We start from the raw sequence: 16,888 nt of genomic DNA, 5'->3' as shown, positions 1-16,888 counted from the left end.
GTTACGCCGAGGGCCGATGGTGTGGATACTGAAAAAATCATGAACTTCGACGCCACGTCCGAACCCTCCTCGCCGTCCAGCGCCGACTCCGTACGACGCCAGGTGGTCGAGGTCGCCGCTGAGATGATGCGGGGCACCGCCGCCCCGGCGCGCGGAGCCTCGGAGTCATCCGACCAGTCCGCGATGACCCTCTATCTCGCGCTGCTGACCGACCGCCTGCCGGTCTACGCGCGCACGATGACGGAGCTGGAGTCTCGGGTCGGGGAGGCGAGCGTCGAGGCGAACCTCGTGCCCGTCGCCCAGGCGACGATCCGGTTCTACTGCGAGATCCTCGCGGCCAAGGTGAGCGTCTTCACCAAGCCCGACCAGCTCCTTCGGCTCCGGCGCGTGCTCACCTCGCGCGGCATGGGACCGCACGCTGCGGACTCGCGGGTCGCCGCCTACCTCGACGGCGAGCGCGAGCTGGGACGCGTCGCGGCCGACGTCGACTGCGAGGCCGCCGCCCAGCTCCTGATCGGCACGTGCGTCAACTACGCGTTCACCAAGATGCTCCTGGACGACGTCGCGCCGCAGCAGCACTTCATCGACCGGGCGATCCGCGGGCTCCGTCTCGCCCCGTGACACCGGCGGCCCCCCTCACGAGGTGCCGGTCAGCCGGACGGGCAGCCTCACCAGTCTGATTAGCAATCCGTAGCGATCACCTGGCGGTGACCATGTTGTCGACCTTGAGCATGCCGATCAGCGGCCAGTCGTCGGGGATCCGGCCGTTCTGAACGGCGGTCCAGTTGCGCCGGTCCTTGCTGACGCGCGGGTCCTTGACCAGGGCGGAGAGTTCGGCGTGGCGGGTGACGGCCCAGGCGTGGACACCGCCGGGCAGGACGACGCGGACGACCGGACCGGCCGCGCGGAGGCGTGCGGCCTCGCCGTGGTGGTCGGCGCCGGTGGGGTCGAGGGTGATCGCCGGTAACCGGTCGCGGGGGACGTCATCGGCTGCCTCCAGTGGGTGAACGGTGGCACGGGGCGGTGGTGCCCGATGCCCACCATGCCTCAGGCACATGGAGGAGCGCACGGGCGAGACCGCCGGGCATCGGCACCCCGCCGCCGTACCGCCGTCAGCCGCCCGCCATGGCGCCCACCACGAGGAACGGCTCGGCGCCGCGGACGACCGCGTCGGGCAGTGGCGCGTCCGGCGGGTCGTGGGACAGGTCGTTCTCGCAGGCGTAGAACCGGATGAACGCGCGGCGCCGCCCGGTGCCGTGGTCACGGATCGTCCCGCGCAGCATCGGATACCGCTCCTCCAGCGCGTCGAGCACCGAGCTCTGCGTGACCTCGCCGTCGACGTCCAGCTCGACCTCGGAGCCGGTGCGCGCGAGGACCCGCAGGTGGGCCGGGAGCACGACGCGGATCACGACAGCGTCTGGACTTCGACGGACAGGACGGCCGGCAGGTCGCGCACGATGGGTGACCAGGTGTCGCCGGAGTCCGGCGAGACGTACACCTGCCCGCCGGTCGTGCCGAAGTAGACGCCGCAGGAGTCGAGCCGGTCCACGGCCATCGCGTCGCGCAGGACGTTGACGTAGCAGTCGCGCTGCGGCAGGCCGTTGGTGAGCGGCTCCCACTCGTCGCCGCCCGTACGGCTGCGGTAGACGCGCAGCCGCCCCTCCGGCGGGTAGTGCTCGGAGTCGCTCTTGATCGGCACGACGTAGATCGTCTCCGGCTCGTGGGCGTGCACCGCGATCGGGAAGCCGAAGTCCGAGGGCAGGTCGCCGCTGACCTCACGCCAGGAGCCGCCCCCGTCGTCGCTGCGCATGACGTCCCAGTGCTTCTGCATGTACATGGTGTCGGGGCGCGCGGGGTGCAGCGCGATGCGGTGCACGCAGTGGCCGACCTCGGCGTCCTCGTCGGGGATGCCGCCGGACCGCAGGCCGCGGTTGGCCGGCTGCCAGGTCTGGCCCGCGTCGTCGGTGCGGAAGACGCCCGCGGCCGAGATCGCGGCGTACATCCGCGCCGGATCCTCCGGGTGCAGCACGATCGTGTGCAGGCACATGCCGCCGGCTCCGGGCTGCCAGGAGGAGCCGGAGCCGTGCCCGCGCAGGCCGGGCAGCTCCCGCCAGGTCGTGCCCCCGTCGGAGGACCGGAACAGGGCGGCGTCCTCGACCCCGGCGTAGATCGTGTCCGGGTCGGTGGCCGAGGGCTCCAGGTGCCAGACGCGGGCGAACTCCCAGGGGTGCGGCGTGCCGTCGTACCACTGGTGGGTGCCGGTCTCGCCCTCGTACCGGAACTCGTTGCCGACCGGCGTCCAGGTCGCGCCGCCGTCGTCGGACCGCTGGATCAGCTGGCCGAACCAGCCGGTGGACTGGGCGGCGAACAGCCGCGACGGGTCGGCGGGCGAGCCGGTGACGTGGTAGATCTCCCAGCCGCCGAAGTGGGGGCCGCTCACCTCCCACCGCTCCCGCCGGCCGTCCGACGTCAGGATGAACGCGCCCTTGCGCGTGCCGACCAGTACCCGTACTCCGCTCACCGGTATCCCTCCCTGGGTCCGTGCGGTGACCGCCGGTCGCGGCTCACCAGGGATTGTGACCGGTGCCACGGACGGAATTCATCGGTACGCTGCGATGTCCTGAATGTCCCGGCGGTCCGCGAGGAGACACATGCACGGTCCGGCAGGCGCCTCACGGGCTCCCCGGGACCCACGTGCCGGCGGCTGGGCCGCGCCCGGTTTCGAAGCCGTACGCGACGGTTTCGAAGCCGGGCAACGAGACGATCCGGGAGCCGCTCAGCTCGCCGTCTACCAGGACGGGCAGCCGGTCGTGGACCTGTGGGCCGGTGCCGACCCCATCGGCGGGAGGCCGGTGAGCGGTGACTCCCTGAGCGTCGTCCTGTCGGTGACCAAGGGCGTCGTCGCCACCTGCGCCCACCTGCTCGCCCAGCGCGGGCTGCTCGATCTGGACGCGCCCGTCGCCGCCTACTGGCCCGAGTTCGCCCGGAACGGCAAGGAGACCATCAGCGTCGGCGACCTGCTCGCGCACCGTTCCGGGCTCTCCGCCTTCCCGCCGGAGGCACGTGTCGGACTCGCCGAGCTCCTCGACTGGGACCACTGCACCGGTGTGCTCGCCGCCATGGCCCCGCTGTGGCGGCCGGGCACCGCCTGGCACTATCACGCCCTGACCTACGGCTACCTGGTCGGCGAGGTGATCCGCAGGATCATCGGGCACAGCGTCGGAGCCATGCTCGCCACGGACCTGTCCGCCCCTCTCGGACTGGACCTGTGGATCGGCCTGCCCGCGGCCGAAGAGCCCCGCGTGCTCGCGCAGTTCACCGACGAGCCGCGCCCCACCGCCCGGCAGATCGACGAGGCGCTGGCACGTTTCGGCATCGACCGCGGGGACCCGCTCGTCGGCGGCACGCTGGCGACCATGGCCTCGGTGGCCGAGGCCGCCGAGGCCTTCAACCGCCCCGCCGCCATGGCCGCCGAGATCCCGGCCGCCAACGGAGTCGGCAACGCCCGGTCCCTCGCCCGCCTGTTCGCCGCGCTCATCGGGCCCGTGGGCGGGACGCGGCTCCTGACCGCGGAGGCCCTGGAGCGCGCCACCGCGCCGCAGACCGATCACCTGCCGACCCCGAGCCCTCTCGACCGCATGCCCGCGGGAAGCCGGTCCCGGCATGCGCTCGGCTACGAGCTGCCCGCCCCGCACCTGCCCATGCTGGGAACCGGCTCCTTCGGGCACGCGGGCGCCGGCGGCCGCCTGGCCTTCGCCCAGCCCCGAACCGGCACCGCCGTCGCCTACACCTGCACCAACCTGGCATGGGACCCGGCGGCCGGACCCGACCCGCGATGGGTCCCCTGGACCACCGCCCTGCGCGACCGCCTCGGCCTCACCTCGACGTGATGTCGCGCCCGCCTCGGCGCCTCCCGGCTCACCAGGGACGGTGACCCGAACCGAGGCGCGCATCGGGCCGCGAAGGTACGTTTCAAAAGTCCTCGTACCATCACCGGCCGGGCCCGCCGGCCGCATTAGGCTTCCCCGAATGGACCTGTTCAGCGACGCCCTGCTCGACCTGGCACGTCCCCACCTCGGCTGGGCCGCCGAACAGCTGGGCGCCTTCCACTCCGTCGTGCCCGCGGGCGCCGTCGGCTACGACGCCGACGCCCGTACCGCCCGGATGGGCGACCTGGAACTGCGCGCCGATCTGCTCGGCACCTACGCCGAGGACGCCACCTTCCAGTGGGGCTGGGCCAAGTCGGGCCTCGCCGGAATGCCGGCGATCAGCGGGCCCCTGGAGCTGCGGAGGATCGGCGAGCGGCACGGCGTCCCGGAGCTGACCACGGAGATGGTCGATCTGCGCGGCGTCGCGGACTCCCGGCTGGCCGCCCAGCGGCTCGGCCTCATCGCCATGGCGCTGCTGGGCGCGCGAGGGGCGATCGACTTCTGCCACGGCGGCAGATCCCTGACGTTCCTGGTCACCGACGATCCGGCCCTGCCGGCGAGCCGGCCCGATCCCGCGACGGTCGGGGAGGCGCTGCGGACCGGCGCCCAGATGCTGCCCGGGACGAACGCCGCCGAGGTGGTGAGCGGGTACGCGGCGCACCACGGCCTCACCATGCGGGACGTCCCGGAAGGCCTGGAGCTGGACCTGCCGGGCGACCACCGTGTACTCGTCCACCTCGACGGCGAACGGCTGGGCGAGGTCGTCGTCACCGGACCGGACGGTCCGGTCGCCGCCGCACCTCTGCCGCCCGCGCCGGCCGCCGACGGCGCGGTCGCGGCGTTCTTCCCGCCGAGCCTGCTCACCGAACTCGCCCGTGGCGCGGCCGAGGGGCTCGACCGGGGAGCCGTCGCCTTCGGCGACCACCTGGAGAAACTGGGCTGGCCCGACCGGACCCCGTCGTCGTGGGAGGCCGGGGTCGTCCACTTCGGCGACGTCTTCTCCGCCGAGGCGTATGAGATCGGCGTCTACCACCACGACACGCGCACCTGGCACTGGGGCGACGGGGACGGGGTGGCGCGCCTGCGCGCGATCGCCCGCGAGCACGGCGCGGACCACCTCGCCGCCGACCAGGTGGTCCTCCCCGACGCCCCCGGTTTCGAGGGCTACATCGTCGTCCTCCTGGTGCGCGCGGCGACCCAGCTCGGACGCGCCCGGGGCCTCGCGTCCGTTCCGACTGAGGACGACGGCAAGCGCTATTGGGCCGTCACCGACAGCCGCGTCCCCGAACCGGCGAGCTCGCTGCCGCTGATCTGCGAGGTCATCCTCTCCATGGCCGACTGCCTCCAGCAGCTGACGCCCCAGCGGGACCGGTACGCGACGATGCGCGCCATGGTCCTCGGATACTTCGACGCCTACGGCATCACCCCGCTGTACGTGGGCGAACCCGAGCTGCTCATCGGCACCCGTGGCCCGCGCGAGGTACGGGTCGAGTTCAGCCACGACGGCACGATCAACCGGGCCTACTCGGGCCTTCAGGGCACTCTGGGCTGAGCGTCTCCGCTGAAGTCATGACTCCGTTTTATAGCTCTTTGCGCCTGCATGACCTTCGAAGGGAGCGATGCGATGCTGGGCTTTGCCGTTGTGCCCGAGGTATGGGTCAAGGCAGGGCGTGGTATCGATGAGGCCTCCTCGCGGCTGGCCGATGGAGTGTCCGTGTTCGCCGGGGTCATTGGTGGCCAGCCCTTCGGTAGCGACGATTTGGGCCGGGGGCTGTTTGAGGGGAACACCGGTTCGGGTGCGGCGGGGTTCGCGCAGCGGCGGGATCGGTTGTTGAAGGACTTGCCCGCCATTGTGAATCTGCTGCAGGGGATGGCGGCGGGGCTGGTCGGTGCGGGTGATCGGTACGCCGCGGCCGACCAGGCGATCGCGCAGGTGCTGAGCGGCCGGCAGGCCCCGACGGCGCCGTCGAGGCTTCCTGGGGGTGGGCCGGGGGGTGTGCGGGAGTATCGATTGCCCCCGATACCGGATGGGCTTCCGTCGAGCGCGCCGCCACCGAATCTCGTGATGCAGGCGTTGTGGCTCTTTGAGCGGGCGGGATTGACGGTTGCCTGGCCTGACGGTGATTCGGCGGCGGTGGAGCGGGTCGGAGGTGCCGCGACCAAGCTGGGTTCGGCCATCGATACGGTGCGCGGGCATGTCGCCGACCATGCTCGACGGGTGACCGGCAGCGGGTCCGGCGAGGCGACCGAGGCCTTCGGGGCGATCGCGCGGACGGTGTACGCGCAGGACGGGCTGTTGGCGGACCTGAAACAGCGGTGTGATGATCTGGCCGGCTACTGTCGAACGGCCGCCGATGCGATCCTTACCGCCCAGTGGCATTTCGTGGCCTCAGCGGTGTTCGCGGTGGGCTTGATGTACGCGGTCAGCATGCTCGGCCCGTTCGTTGAAGCCGGAATGGCCTGGGCGCTGTCGATGATCCGGCTGGAAGGCGAAGCGCTGCAGATCATCCTCAATCTGCTGTTCGAAGCCGTGGTGGGTGGGGTCTTTTCCGCCGGGTCAGATGTGATCGAGCAACTCTTCCGCGGCGGGCACTTCGACTGGAGCGAGTTGGGCGGCGCGCTCGGCCAAGGCCTGATGCTGGGCGGGCTGATGGGCGGCGCGAAAGCGGGACTGCCGGCGGTGTTGCGCCGCGGACCAGCCACCATCGGCCTGGCCAAGATGATGGAATCAGCAGGCGCCGCCGGCATACTGTCCCGTTTCGCGGTCGGCTGGGGCGTCGGTACCGGAGCGATCGCGGCCACCAACAAGATCACCGGACACGGCTGGGACCTGGAACACGCCTGGCAGACCGGCCTGGCGATGGCCTCCATCGGCGCCGGCGCCGAAGGCATCACCCACCTGCGCAAACTCATCCGCCCCACCGATCAGTCGCATTCGCCCGCTGTCGGCATCCCGCCTTTTGACGACCCATTCGTCCGGTCCGGCGGAATCGTCGACGGCGAGGTGATGACAGTACGCGATGAGATCTTTCCAAAGCCGGAACACCTGCTCGAAAGAGTGCTCGTTGAGCCCGCTCACGCCGAGCTCGGATCGGCCGACCATCCACAGTCCGCACAAAGGGCCGCCGAGATCCACGCCACCGCCGCGCATGAACCTATCGACACGATCTCGACGTCAATAGAATCCACGGCACACACCGAGGTCACGGTCGGCCCGACCGATCACCCATCCCCCACCGCTCTCGCCGGACGCGCCGAAGCCCGTGTCGCGAACATCGAAACGATCGACGGCCCGGGCAACAACCACGTCCACGAAATCATCAATGGCGCCGCCGATTACAGAGCCGTGCCGAGCCTCGCCGACCCGGTCACCGACCGTATCGGCTCGACCGGCCAGGGTGCTCACCTCCCCCGGTCATCCGCCGACGTGTCAGGCGACAGCATGCTGGCCGACGCCACCACACAGCCGACGGGCCACCATGATTCCAGGCTGGCCATCGGCAGTGAGCCCAGCAGCGTGGATAACGGCGGAAAGAGCATTGCGGGCATTCTCAATGTCAAGGCTGCGGATACGCCGCCCAAGGTCGATGCCCCGGAGATCATTCCACCTACCGCGCATGGGCCCACAGATGGCGCCACGCTCACGCGGCAGGCCAAGGATACTCATGCCACGCCGCAGCCGACTCGTCGCAGGGAGCCTGACGGTATCGAGCCAGCCGGCAATGAGGACCGAGCCGCGCTTTCGGTAGGTGCCGAAAACGACACGTCACGCTTCGCCGATAGGCCGGCACGCGATGTCGATGAACTAATCAAACGCCTCAACGAATTCGGGCCGAAGCTTCCCGGCATCGAGGATTCGACGTCGTTTCTGAAGGAGCTGACAGGCAGGGTCCGCGAGGAGGCGTACCGTCGCGGGACGTCACCATCGGCAGAGTTGCAGCAGTTCGTCGTGCAACGGATCATGGCGCGTAGCTTCACCGCGAACCCTCACGACTGGAAGATCAAAGGCGGCCAGGGAATGCTCGCACGCTTCCCCGATGCCCGGGTCAGCGGTGATGTCGACTTTGCCCGAATCGATAAGGCCGCGCGGCCGGAGATGGAGGGCGACTTCGCCGACGCACTCACGCTGGATCTGCACGACTATCTGGCGTTCGAGCCGCTTGGGACCGCCGATCTGCTAGGCGGAGCCGGTGCACGGGTAGCCCACCGGGTGACGCTCGGTGGCCGCGAGTTGATGAACTTCGAGGCCGACCTGCTCCCTAATGAAGGAAGTCCCGAGTGGATCGCCCCGGAACTGATTCCGTTTCCACGGCACATCTTCTCGACCGGGGCGCCCGGGGAGAGTCCGCAACTGCGGGTGCTGTCGCTGGAGGATCAACTAGTCCAAAAAGTCGTGGCAATGTACACACAGGGGTTGCGGACCGCGGAGAGCCGGTGCATCCACTGCTTTCGCAGATCCGAGAGTATCTTCGCCTGCCAGGAAGGCGATCTACCGTGGCGCGTCAAGGACCTCGTTGACACGACGTTCCTCGCGACCAAGCGGTCATGGGACGCCGAAATCATGCATGCCGTTTTGCGCGCGGAGGTTGACTTCCGAATCACGCGCGGTGACCCGGTGACGATTCCGAGGCGTTTCCGGGTGCCGAATCCGAACTGGAGCGAGGGATTCGCGGATTACGCTGGAAAGACACCCGGGCTTGCGTTCAAGACCCTCCCGGAGGCGAAGCCACTTCTCAAAGCGTTCCTTGCCCCCCTCCTCAGCGAACACCCATTGGCGGGGCGTTGGGATCCGCTTCGACATGAGTGGATCGACCTGAAGCGCCTGAGTGACGAGGCCGAGCGGCAACGGGTCCTTGTCGTCGCTCACGCCAGCGGCCGTAACCAGGTCCGTGTCGGGGGACTCGCCGTCGCGACCGGGAAACTCACCACAGAGATGGCCGGTCTCCACAACACAGACGTCACTCTACTCACCGTGGGACCGGCCGAGCCGCATGGACACGCGCGCGTCACCTCGATCCCCACTCACGAAGCCGGGCGGTCAAGGCAAGCCCAGCTGCAGGATGTCGCACGATATGGCTGGCCCGAACAGATCGAGGGACTGCCGGTGCACGGTTACGACGGTTTCGATTGGGTCATCGGCCATGGGAAGGCCTCCGGGTCCGCAGCGATGCTGATCCGGCAGCGTTGGTATCCCTACGCAAACCTGATGTATGTCACACATGAGCCTGCGATGCGGTATGCCGAGATCCAAGGAGTCCTCGAACGCGGAGCAAAACGCGCGGCGGAAGAACGCGAATTGATGCAGAATGCCGACCTTGTGGTCGGAGTCGGCCCACTGAATACCGACGTTGCGCGAGAGATGACAGCAGGGAGTCAAAGCGCGCCGAATCACCATGAGTTGATCCCTGGCATCGACACTGCCAGAGAGGCCGTCGCATCATCCACCGGCGAGACCTTCAATGCGCTGTTTACGACAAATCGCGTAAGCGACCCTGTCAAAGGCTACGACGACCTCTTGGCCACCGTGAAGGAGTTGCGAGACCAAGGCGTACCGATTCGTCTACGTGTCCGGGGAGTACCGGGAGAGAACGTAGCCACCGAACAACAACATGCGGACGAAGTCGTCGGCGCTTCGGGCATTGTCGAAATCCTGCCACACACCACAGACACCGACGAGCTCAGCGCCGACCACGACTGGGCGCATGTCGCGGTGATGCCGTCTCGTATCGAGGGCTTTGGCATGGTCGGCAGCGAGGCGGCTGGACGGGGAGTGCCTGTGCTCGTGAACGCCGAGAGCGGTTTCGCGAAGTTCCTAGAGGACGCGAGCCGTGTGCCGCCCAAGCTCGGCCAGCCGAGCGTTACGCCGGATCATGGTATGGCCGAAGACACACCAACCCGCATCGAGGCATGGTCCAGGGTGGTAATGAGACTTGCCGCCGACTATCCAGCACGACGCATGACCGCAGCCAAGCTGCGCGAGACATTGCAGGGCTATTCGTGGCGAGATGCGGCAGAGGCGCTCAGTAAGGCGATGGAGGGAACGGAGGAGGAAGGCTACCGCTACACCGTGCAAGGGCCCCACGGCGAAATCCGCCTACACGACACGGGCCCATCCTGACTCCGCCGGCCAAGCCTTCCGATGTGCACGGCGCCGCCCCTACCCCGATCAGGCCACTTAGAGCGTCGCCCGGCACCAACGTCCCCGCACTAGCACACCTACCAGTCGAGGCCCGAGCGACCGGACCGGTCAGCCGTCCGCGACCAGCAGCCGGGTGCCCGGCGACAGCGCCGCCCGCTGCGCCCGCGTGATCGCGGCGTCGGTGACGAACGCGCCGATCTCGGAGTGCTCGCAGATCGGGACGGGCGCGGTCTGGCGCAGCTTGGCGGAGTCGGCAAGGAGCACGACGTGATCGGCGATGCCGATGAACGCACGCTTGACCTCGGCGTCGAGAGGCGTGGCGCAGTACGCACCCCGCTCGCCGAGCCCGCTCGCGGCCAGGAAGAAGGTGTGCACGCGTAGTCGGCCGATCGCGGCGACGGTGTCCGGCCCGGTGAACGCCTGCGTCGGCGGATGGTGGAGGCCGCCGAGGCCGATCAGGGTCGTGCCGGGGCGCTCCCCCAGCACCGTCATCGCGGGCAGCGAGTGGGTCACGACCGTCACGTCGCGATCGCCGGGCAGCAGCCGGGCCAGCTCCAGCGTCGTGGTGCCCGCGTCGAGGCCGACGGTCGCGCCGGGCTGGACGAAACGCAGCGCCAGCTCGGCGATGGCCCGCTTCTGCTCCGAGCGCGCCTGCGACCGCGCGCCGAACGGCGAGCGCGGGGTCACGCCGCCCGGGGCCACCGCGCCGCCGTAGACGAGCTCCACCAGGCCGAACTCGGCGAGTCTTTGCAGGTCACGCCGGACCGTACGCTCCGAGACGGCCAGGTCGGCGCCGAGGTCGGGCGCCGACACGTAGCCCGTCTCCCGGAGCCGGCGCAGGATCTCCTCGCGCCGCTCGGGCGCGGAGTTGTACCGCAGCTCGCCGCCGCGCTCTCCGGTGACCACGTGCTCGACCGTACCCGGCCTCTTGCCAGAATGTCCTAACTCGGACGACAATTGTCCGAAGTTTGACATCTCGGGGAGGGCGGGTGCGGGAGACCAGCCGGCGGGCGGAGATCGCCGCCGACGACCGGTTCACGGTGATCGTCGATGACGACCCCACCGGCACCCAGTCCGTGAGCGACGTCGACGTGATCCTTCGCCCCGGCCGGGCCGCGTTCGACGCCGCCGCCGCGCACCGTTCGGTGTTCGTGCTGTCCAACAGCCGGGCGCTGCCCGAAGGCGAGGCCGCCGCCCTGGTCGCCGGCATCGCCCGTACGGCCGAGGCCGCGGCGCGCGCCGCCGGTCGCTCCCTGCGGCTGGTCCTGCGCGGGGACTCGACCCTGCGCGGGCACGTGTTCGCCGAGGTCGACGCCGTGTCGCCGGGCACGCCGGTGCTGTTCGTGCCGGCGTTCGTCGACGGCGGCCGGTTCACCGAGGACGGCGTGCACCGGCTGCGCACGCCCTCGGGGCCGGTCCCGGTCGCCGAGACCGAGTTCGCCCGCGATCCGGTCTTCGGCTACACGAGTCCCGACATGGCCGGCTGGGTCCGCGAGGTCGGCGGCGGCCGACGGCACACCGTGACCGTCCCCCTCTCCCGGCTGCGCTCGCGGGGGCCCGACGCCGTCGCGGACGCCCTGGCGTCGGCCGGGCCGGACGCCGTCGTGATCCCCGACTGCGTCACCGAGTCCGACGTCCTCGCCATCGCGGCGGGGCTGGTATGCGCGGAACGCCGGGGCGCGCGGGTACAGGTCCGCTGCGCCGCGTCGCTCGCCGCCGCGCTGGCGGGCCTCACCACCCGGCCGCTCGACCGCGTCGCCGTGCCGCCGCCCGGGCGGGTGCTGGTCGTCTGCGGATCGTTCACCGAGGCCAGCACGCGGCAGCTCCGCGCCCTGGACGGGCTGTGGGAACGCCGCGTCGAACTGCCCGTCGCCCCGCGCGCGGGCGACGACCGCGCCCTCGCCGGCGCGGTCCGCGAACGGCTGACCGAGGACGGCCGCGCGCTGCTGGCGACGGACCGCACCCCCGGCCACGACCGCGTCCCGGCGGCACCCGCGCTCTTGATGGAGACGCTGGTCGCGACCGTGCGCCACCTGGCGACGGAGGTGGACCTGGTCGTCGCGAAGGGCGGGATCACCTCGGCGCGGCTGGCCACCGACGCCCTGGAGGCGACGAGCGCCCGCGTACGCGGTCAGATCCTGCCCGGCGTCCCGGTGTGGGACCTGCGCACACCACGGGGCCACCCGGCGTACGTGGTGGTACCCGGCAACGTCGGCACCGACGGCACGCTCCGCCACATCCTCGCCCAGGTCGGCCCATGACCACGCTAACCGCCGCAGGAGCGGCGGCCGGTGCCTTCGGCGCGGTGCCGGCCGGCGAGGCGGCGTGACGCTCATGAGCACGCTCGCGGGTCTCGACATCGGCACGACGCACACCAAGGTCGCCCTCTACCGCGCCGACGGCACGTCCCTCGTCTCTCGTCGGGACCGGACGCCCGGTGACGCGGACGCCCTGCGCACGACCGCGCTGCGGCTGCTCGCCGAGTGTGTGGCCGAGGCCGGGACGGCGCCCGCCGCCGTCGGCGTCGGGAGCATGGCCGAGACCGGCGTACCGCTGGATGAGGGCGGCGATCCGGCCGGGCCGCTGCTGGACTGGCGCGATCGGAGCGCCGCGGACGAGGCCGGCGTGCTGGCCTCCGAGGTGGGGTCCGAGGCGTTCTTCGCCGTCACCGGCCTGCGTCCGGGGGCGAAGCTGCCGCTGGCCCGCTGGATGCGGTTGCGCCGTCACGCCCCCGACGTGCTCCGGCGCATGGCGTGCTGGGTGAGCGCCGCCGACCTCGTCGCCGCCTCGCTCACCGGCGTGGTCGCCACCAGCCCCACACTGGCCTCCCGTACCGGTGCCTACGACATCCACCAGGGCGCCTACCGGCCCGACCTGCTCGACCTGGCGGGTCTGTCCCCCGACCGGCTGCCCCCGGTCGTCACCGGCGTGGCCGGGCGGGTCGGCACGGCCGCCGCCGGGCGTACCGGGCTGCTCGCCGGTACGCCGGTGGTGGTGGCCGGTCACGACCACATGGCCGCCGCATGGGCGGCCGGGGTCCGCGCGCCGGGGCGGGTGGCCGACTCCATGGGCACCGCGGAGGCGATCGTGACGCCGGTCGCGGCGGTACCCGCGCGGGTCGTCGACGGCGCGACCGTCGGCCCGTTCGTCGACGGCGCGTCGTACTGCCTGATCAGCGGCCTGCCCGCCAGCGGCGGGCTGGTCGAGTGGCTGCTGGGACGGATCGCGCCGGCCGGCCATCCCGACCCGCACCGGTGGTTCACCGAGCTCGTCGGCCCGCCCGAGGCCCCGCCGACCGGCATCACCGTGCTGCCGTACCTGCGGGGCCGTGCCGCCCCGGAACCGGATCCGCGCCGCACGCTGTCCATGCACGGCCTGCGGCCCGAACACACGCTCGCCGACCTGGGCCGCGCCGTGCTGGAAGGGCTGTCGATGCAGGCCCGGTGGATGCTCGACACGGCGGGCGGCGGCGTACGGCCCGGCTCGGTCACGGTGTTCGGCGGGCCGGCCGCCAACCCGACCTGGATGTGGATCAAGGCACGGCTGACCCCGGCGCCGCTCGCGGTCGTGCCCGGCGCGCACGGCGCGGCGCTCGGCGCGGCCCAGCTCGCCGGCCGCGCGATCGGCCTTCCGGACGGTTTCGTCCCTGCTCCACCCCGGGCTCCCGTCCCCGCACCCGAGTGGGAGGAGGCGTACCGGTCGAGGTTCCTGCCGCTGGCCACGGCGCCCTCTCCCTCCGACGAACAGGAAGCACCATGACCTCTCCCACCCTCGACCCCACCCTCGACCGCCTCGCGCGGCCGTCCGGAACCTTCGCCATGGTCGCCATGGACCAGCGTGACAGCCTCCGTACCATGCTCGCCGAGGACGGACACCCGTCCGACGACGCCGCCCTGACGGCGTTCAAGCTGGAGGTGGCGGCCGTGCTCGGGCCGCTGGCCTCGGCGTTCCTGATCGACCGGCACTACGCCTTCGCCGACCTCGTACGGGAGCGGTCGCTGCCGCCGGGCTGCGGGCTCATCCTGGCCGCCGACGCGCTGACCCAGCCGCCGGGCGGCGCCGTCGAGGACACCGAACTGGACCTGGCGGTCGACCCTGGACGGGCACGGCGCGACGGCGTCGTGGCGCTGAAGCTGCTCGTCATCTGGAAGCGCGACGGCCAGGAGGCGCGACGGGAGGAGATGGCCCACCGGTTCGTCGCCCTCTGCCGTGACGCGGGGCTGCTGTCGGTGCTCGAACCCGTCGCCGTCCCGGCATCGGGGCAGACCGGCTTCGACCTGGACGCGGCGATCCTCGACGCGGCCGCCGCGCTCGGCCCCTCAGGACCGAGCCTGTACAAGGCGCAGGTGCCGCGCCGGGGACGCGGCTCGATGGGCGAGCTGGTGAGCGCCTGCGAGAGGCTGGACGGCCGGCTCGCCCGGCCCTGGGTCGTGCTGTCCAACGGCGTCGAGGCGGCGGACTTCCCGGCGGCCGTCGAGGCGGCCTGCCGCGCGGGCGCCTCCGGCATGCTCGCCGGCCGCGCCCTGTGGCGTGACGCGATCGCCACGCCCGACCCGGCCGAGGCGCTGCGGACCCGATCCGCCGACCGGCTGCGGCGCCTGGGCGAGACCGTCGACCGGTACGGCCGCCCGTGGACCGAGGCCGGCTGATGCACGCTGAGAGGAAGCCCATGACCCGTGTGTGCCTGCTGCACACCGTGACGAGCCTGCCCGCGGTCTTCGCCGGTCTGCTTCCGGTCGAGGTCGGCGCGGTCGACGCGGTCAACATGGTGGACGAGACGCTGCTGCGGGACACGGTCGAGCACGGCCTGCTGCCGCGCACCCGCCGCCGCGTCGCCGACTACGCGCGGTTCGCGGAGGAGTCCGGCGCGGCGGCCATGCTGGTGACGTGCTCCTCGATCGGCGAGGCGGCGGAGGAGGCGAACGCGGAGGCCGGCATCCCGGTGTACCGGGTGGACGCGCCGATGGCCGCCGAGGCGGTACGCGCGGGCGGGCGCATCGGGATCCTGGCCACGCTCGCCGCGACCCTGCGACCGACCGGCGACCTGCTGCGTCGCCGGGCGACCGGCCCTCGCGAGTTCCGGGAGTCGGTGTGCCCGGGCGCGTTCGAGGCGCTGAAGGCGGGCGATACGGAACGCCACGACACGATCGTCGCCGCCGAGGCCCGCCGCCTGGCCGCGGAGGTCGACGTCCTCGTCCTGGCCCAGGCCAGCATGGCCCGCGTGGTCGACGCCCTCCCGGCCGGAGAGGTGCCCGTCCCGGTCCTCACGTCACCCCGCTCGGGAGTCCGCCAGCTCCGCCCGTACGCCACCACCTGACGAGCGTCGCGCGTAGACGAACACCCCTCCCTCGGAAAGGAACCGCTCGAACGGCCGCACCTCGGCCCGGGGGCCGGCGCCCAGCACTGGCGATCGACACTGTGCCGGGCTGGCTAGAGTGGCTGCGATGAGCGGTCGTCCTGGTCCCCAGCCGGCGCTGCTGGGTGCGGGTGACGGCGGCGGCGAATGGCTGCCCGTCACTACGGGCGAGTCCGAGGCCGCCGTCTTTCGCAGCGCGGACGCTGCCCGATATGCCAAATGCGTACCTGCCGCGGATGCGGCCGGCCTGGAGGCTGAGCGCGACCGGACCGCATGGCTGCACGACCAGTGCGTGCCGGGGCCTCGCGTGCTCGAGTGGCACTCCGGTGACGCGGGCGCCTGCCTGGTGACCAGCGCGGTTTCCGGCGTACCCGCGGATCAGGTTCCCGCGGCGGACCTGCGAGCCTCGTGGGAACGCATCGCGGACGCGGTGCGCGGACTGCACGAGGTGCCCATCGAGCAGTGCCCGTTCCGCCAGGGTCTGGACGGAACGGTGGCCATGGCGCGTGATGTCGTCGCCCGTGACGCCGTGAACCCGCGATTCCTGCCCGTCGAGCAGCGGCACACGCCGCCCGCGGAACTGCTGGCCCGGCTCCTCCAGCAGGTCGCGTGGCGACGCGACCAAGAGGTCGCGGACATGGTCGTCTGCCACGGGGACCTGTGCCTGCCCAACATCATCCTCGACCCGGAGACTCTGGAGGTGGCGGGCTTCATCGACCTGGGCCGCCTTGGCCTGGCCGACCGCCACGCCGACTTGGCGCTGCTGCTGGCCAATGCCCGCGAGACATGGCAGGACGAGGAGCAGGCCCTGGCCGCCGACGCGGCCTTCGAGGAGAGATACGGCATCGCCCTCGATCACGACCGCCTGACCTTTTACCTCCACCTCGATCCGCTCACCTGGGGCTAGTGATCCGGCGCAGCGCCTGCGGCCGGCCGCCGTTGTCGGATTTACGCGGTACGGTCCGCGCATCTCAACGAGGAGGATCCGTGGCGACCGAGTGGAGTCTGACGATCGACTGTGCACGACCGGCGAAGCTGGCGGAGTTCTGGGCACTGGCCTTGGGATACGTACAGGCGCCGCCGCGAGCCGGATTCGGAAGCTGGGACGAATGGTTCACGCATTACGGCGTTCCCGAAGAAGAAAGGGATCAGGCCGCTTATCTGTCCGACCCGGACGGCGTGCGTCCGAACCTGTCATTTCTGCAGGTGCCGGAGGGCAAGACGGTGAAGAACCGACTGCATTTGGACGTCCAGGTCGGCGGAGGCCGCGAAACACCGTGGGAGGTGCGATGGCCCCGCGTGATCGAGGCGGTCGAACGTTTGATCGCGGCCGGTGCCACGGTGATACGCGAAGACGAACTGCGGGGCAAGCCCGATCACGTGGTGATGGCCGACCCTGAGGGAAACGAGTTCTGCGTGCTCTGAGGCTCGTGCCGGCCCAGGACTTCGGCGCCGGAGCGGGTG

Annotated in this window: 14 protein-coding genes; 10 read left to right on the top strand and 4 right to left on the bottom strand. The window is 71.2% G+C overall.

Features of this window, described 5'->3' with window-relative positions; all coding sequences use genetic code 11:
• Nucleotides 1–39 precede the first annotated feature (39 nt).
• On the top strand, nucleotides 40–621 hold the full coding sequence (locus QSK37_RS35965; protein WP_285629865.1) for a TetR/AcrR family transcriptional regulator C-terminal domain-containing protein: 582 nt from the start codon (nucleotides 40–42) through the stop codon (nucleotides 619–621).
• 76 nt (nucleotides 622–697) lie between these two features.
• Here QSK37_RS35965 and QSK37_RS35960 read toward each other — a convergent pair whose 3' ends face one another.
• Genes QSK37_RS35960 through QSK37_RS35950 form a run of 3 tightly spaced genes read right to left on the bottom strand, consistent with a single transcriptional unit; the run spans nucleotide 698 to nucleotide 2,521 of the window.
• Entirely contained in the window at nucleotides 698–1,057 is a 360-nt protein-coding gene (locus QSK37_RS35960; protein WP_285629863.1) for a hypothetical protein, read from the bottom strand.
• Between the two features lie 55 nt (nucleotides 1,058–1,112).
• Nucleotides 1,113–1,409, bottom strand: a complete 297-nt coding sequence (locus QSK37_RS35955; RefSeq protein ID WP_285629861.1) for a MoaD/ThiS family protein — start codon at nucleotides 1,407–1,409, stop codon at nucleotides 1,113–1,115.
• Nucleotides 1,406–2,521: a WD40/YVTN/BNR-like repeat-containing protein gene (locus QSK37_RS35950; protein WP_285629859.1), complete on the bottom strand. Its 1,116-nt coding sequence runs from the start codon at nucleotides 2,519–2,521 to the stop codon at nucleotides 1,406–1,408. The genes QSK37_RS35955 and QSK37_RS35950 overlap by 4 nt, the downstream gene beginning before the upstream one ends.
• A gap of 130 nt (nucleotides 2,522–2,651) precedes the next feature.
• Here QSK37_RS35950 and QSK37_RS35945 point away from each other — a divergent pair, with 130 nt between their 5' ends.
• The 3 genes from QSK37_RS35945 to QSK37_RS35935 all read left to right on the top strand — a co-directional run bounded on the left by QSK37_RS35945 (nucleotide 2,652) and on the right by QSK37_RS35935 (nucleotide 10,047).
• Nucleotides 2,652–3,890 carry a serine hydrolase domain-containing protein gene (locus QSK37_RS35945; protein WP_285629857.1) on the top strand — a complete coding sequence of 413 codons (1,239 nt, stop codon included), beginning with the start codon at nucleotides 2,652–2,654 and terminating at the stop codon, nucleotides 3,888–3,890.
• A 139-nt stretch (nucleotides 3,891–4,029) separates the two neighbouring features.
• Nucleotides 4,030–5,481: a DUF6882 domain-containing protein gene (locus QSK37_RS35940; protein ID WP_285629856.1), complete on the top strand. Its 1,452-nt coding sequence runs from the start codon at nucleotides 4,030–4,032 to the stop codon at nucleotides 5,479–5,481.
• A 48-nt stretch (nucleotides 5,482–5,529) separates the two neighbouring features.
• The gene (locus QSK37_RS35935) at nucleotides 5,530–10,047 is read left to right on the top strand and encodes a nucleotidyl transferase AbiEii/AbiGii toxin family protein (protein ID WP_285629853.1); all 4,518 of its coding nucleotides are present in this window, start codon (nucleotides 5,530–5,532) and stop codon (nucleotides 10,045–10,047) included.
• 129 nt (nucleotides 10,048–10,176) lie between these two features.
• Here the strand turns inward: QSK37_RS35935 and QSK37_RS35930 are convergent, their stop codons facing one another.
• Complete coding sequence (locus tag QSK37_RS35930; RefSeq protein WP_285629851.1) at nucleotides 10,177–10,974, bottom strand: DeoR/GlpR family DNA-binding transcription regulator; 798 nt, start codon at nucleotides 10,972–10,974, stop codon at nucleotides 10,177–10,179.
• 83 nt (nucleotides 10,975–11,057) lie between these two features.
• Here QSK37_RS35930 and QSK37_RS35925 point away from each other — a divergent pair, with 83 nt between their 5' ends.
• The 6 genes from QSK37_RS35925 to QSK37_RS35900 all read left to right on the top strand — a co-directional run bounded on the left by QSK37_RS35925 (nucleotide 11,058) and on the right by QSK37_RS35900 (nucleotide 16,849).
• The gene (locus QSK37_RS35925) at nucleotides 11,058–12,329 is read left to right on the top strand and encodes a four-carbon acid sugar kinase family protein (protein WP_285629849.1); all 1,272 of its coding nucleotides are present in this window, start codon (nucleotides 11,058–11,060) and stop codon (nucleotides 12,327–12,329) included.
• A gap of 73 nt (nucleotides 12,330–12,402) precedes the next feature.
• Complete coding sequence (locus tag QSK37_RS35920; protein WP_285629847.1) at nucleotides 12,403–13,827, top strand: FGGY-family carbohydrate kinase; 1,425 nt, start codon at nucleotides 12,403–12,405, stop codon at nucleotides 13,825–13,827.
• Nucleotides 13,824–14,717, top strand: a complete 894-nt coding sequence (locus tag QSK37_RS35915; protein WP_285629845.1) for a hypothetical protein — start codon at nucleotides 13,824–13,826, stop codon at nucleotides 14,715–14,717. The genes QSK37_RS35920 and QSK37_RS35915 overlap by 4 nt, the downstream gene beginning before the upstream one ends.
• A 20-nt stretch (nucleotides 14,718–14,737) precedes the next feature.
• Nucleotides 14,738–15,385 carry an aspartate/glutamate racemase family protein gene (locus QSK37_RS35910; RefSeq protein WP_285629843.1) on the top strand — a complete coding sequence of 216 codons (648 nt, stop codon included), beginning with the start codon at nucleotides 14,738–14,740 and terminating at the stop codon, nucleotides 15,383–15,385.
• 127 nt (nucleotides 15,386–15,512) lie between these two features.
• The gene (locus tag QSK37_RS35905) at nucleotides 15,513–16,331 is read left to right on the top strand and encodes an APH(3'') family aminoglycoside O-phosphotransferase (protein ID WP_285629841.1); all 819 of its coding nucleotides are present in this window, start codon (nucleotides 15,513–15,515) and stop codon (nucleotides 16,329–16,331) included.
• Nucleotides 16,332–16,411: 80 nt separating this feature from the next.
• Nucleotides 16,412–16,849, top strand: a complete 438-nt coding sequence (locus tag QSK37_RS35900; protein WP_285629840.1) for a VOC family protein — start codon at nucleotides 16,412–16,414, stop codon at nucleotides 16,847–16,849.
• The last annotated feature ends 39 nt before the right edge of the window (nucleotides 16,850–16,888 follow it).

The organism is Actinoallomurus iriomotensis (genome assembly GCF_030269445.1).
GTDB lineage: Bacteria > Actinomycetota > Actinomycetes > Streptosporangiales > Streptosporangiaceae > Actinoallomurus > Actinoallomurus iriomotensis.
Note: the sequence above shows the minus strand (reverse complement) of the source record. Positions and strands in the feature narration are given on the sequence as shown.

What these genes read in the sequence shown, in the direction of transcription:
- QSK37_RS35935 (WP_285629853.1), top strand. Translation starts at nt 5,530, where the DNA reads ATGACCTTCGAAGGGAGCGATGCGATGCTGGGCTTTGCCGTTGTGCCC.
- QSK37_RS35965 (WP_285629865.1), top strand. Translation starts at nt 40, where the DNA reads ATGAACTTCGACGCCACGTCCGAACCCTCCTCGCCGTCCAGCGCCGAC.
- QSK37_RS35960 (WP_285629863.1), bottom strand. Translation starts at nt 1,057, where the DNA reads ATGTGCCTGAGGCATGGTGGGCATCGGGCACCACCGCCCCGTGCCACC.
- QSK37_RS35905 (WP_285629841.1), top strand. Translation starts at nt 15,513, where the DNA reads ATGAGCGGTCGTCCTGGTCCCCAGCCGGCGCTGCTGGGTGCGGGTGAC.
- QSK37_RS35915 (WP_285629845.1), top strand. Translation starts at nt 13,824, where the DNA reads ATGACCTCTCCCACCCTCGACCCCACCCTCGACCGCCTCGCGCGGCCG.
- QSK37_RS35920 (WP_285629847.1), top strand. Translation starts at nt 12,403, where the DNA reads ATGAGCACGCTCGCGGGTCTCGACATCGGCACGACGCACACCAAGGTC.
- QSK37_RS35940 (WP_285629856.1), top strand. Translation starts at nt 4,030, where the DNA reads ATGGACCTGTTCAGCGACGCCCTGCTCGACCTGGCACGTCCCCACCTC.
- QSK37_RS35945 (WP_285629857.1), top strand. Translation starts at nt 2,652, where the DNA reads ATGCACGGTCCGGCAGGCGCCTCACGGGCTCCCCGGGACCCACGTGCC.
- QSK37_RS35910 (WP_285629843.1), top strand. Translation starts at nt 14,738, where the DNA reads ATGACCCGTGTGTGCCTGCTGCACACCGTGACGAGCCTGCCCGCGGTC.